At 52.9% G+C, this 1,434-nt stretch carries 2 protein-coding genes; both read left to right on the top strand.

Going from position 1 to position 1,434, the window contains the following annotated elements:
* Window positions 1–1,028 (top strand): class I SAM-dependent RNA methyltransferase (locus PPL9_RS22900; RefSeq protein ID WP_082597056.1); only part of this gene is annotated, 1,028 nt, incomplete at its 5' end.
* A 152-nt stretch (window positions 1,029–1,180) separates the two neighbouring features.
* On the top strand, window positions 1,181–1,434 hold a 254-nt coding region (locus tag PPL9_RS33610), incomplete at its 3' end, for a hypothetical protein (RefSeq protein ID WP_057465020.1).

Here is a 1,434-nt window from a genome sequence, read left to right as displayed (position 1 = left end):
TGCAGCATATGGATGAGGCTTCCTACAAGGACTTCAAACGCCAACAAGTGGTTGATGCTCTGGCCTCCCGTGGCATCGAAACGCCAGTGGAAGATGTCGTGGTTTGCGGCAAGGGCAGTCGCCGCCGTGCAGTCTTTGCAGCTGTGAAGGCAAGCCATAAAGTGCTGTTTGGCTATCACACAGCCAAATCCAACCGCCTTGTCAACATTGAAGAATGCCCAGTGATTGCGCCTGAGCTCATGAAAGCCGTGCCGGGACTTCGCAAGCTTGCCGGCGAAATTCTGCTGCGTAAGGGCGAACTGAAGTTCACCGTGATGACAACACAGAGCGGCCTTGATGTTGCTATTGGTGGGTTGGGTAAAAACAAAGACAAGCATTACCTCGAACTCTCACAGGCTGCTGTTGAAAATAACTTTGCGCGCCTGACTGTCGATGGTGAAACAATTATCGAGATCCGCCCTCCTCTGCTGGATATGAGTGGTGTGGCTGTTCCAATTCCGTCCGGCGGGTTTATTCAGGCAGCCTTGAGCGCTGAAAAAACCATGGGTGATCTTCTTTCAGAGGGTCTGAGTGGTTGCAAACGCGTGGCTGACTTGTTCTGCGGTGCGGGTACTCTGACTTTCAAGATCGGGCAGTTTGCCAATGTGCATGCGGTGGAAGGCGAAGCAACTTCACTGAAAGCGCTTGATCTTGGATTGCGCCGTGCCAAGGGCCTTAAGAAGGTTACGACTGAACGCCGGGATCTGTTCCGCCGACCAATTGTTGCAAAAGAGCTCGATAACTTCGGCAAGGGGTTTGATGGCGTGGTGTTTGATCCACCGCGTGCTGGTGCGCTTGCCCAGGCACAGGAACTTGCGAAGTCTCCAGTCAAGAAGATCGTTGCTGTTTCGTGTAGCCCTGCCAGTTTTGCTCGTGACATTCGAGAGCTGCTGGACGGTGGCTATCAGATCAAGCGCGTAGTACCGATTGATCAGTTCCTCTATTCCCCTCATGTTGAAGTGGTTGCCTTGCTGGAGCGCGGCGCATAAGCGGTAATTATGCAGGCGGCGAGTTGCGAGTAATTTGCCGTCTTCCCTGAATTTTCAATATTTGCCCTAAGTTTGGAAGAGCGTGTTACGTAAGTTTCACGAGTACTGAATATACTCTCACCTGTTGTTAACGCGAACAGGTGGCCGAGCTATTGATCAAGGGCCTTTCGGTTTTTGCAGCTATCATTTGCATTGTGCTGGGCCTGCTGACGGTCTGGACGCCTATCCCTACCGGCGTACCGCTGCTGGCACTGGGGACGGTTCTGCTGATTGCTACAAGCCGCAGGTTTGCCAAGTTCGTGCGGCGGCATCGGAAAAACTTTGTTTGGCTCAATCAGGCTCTGCATTGGATTGAGGTGCGTTCCAGCGGGCGGTTTAAGAAGATCATCAGACGAACGCGCCCACG

It is taken from the genome of Pseudovibrio sp. POLY-S9, assembly GCF_001431305.1.
In the GTDB taxonomy this organism is placed as follows: Bacteria; Pseudomonadota; Alphaproteobacteria; order Rhizobiales; family Stappiaceae; genus Pseudovibrio.
This window is presented reverse-complemented; position numbering and strand designations above follow the sequence as displayed.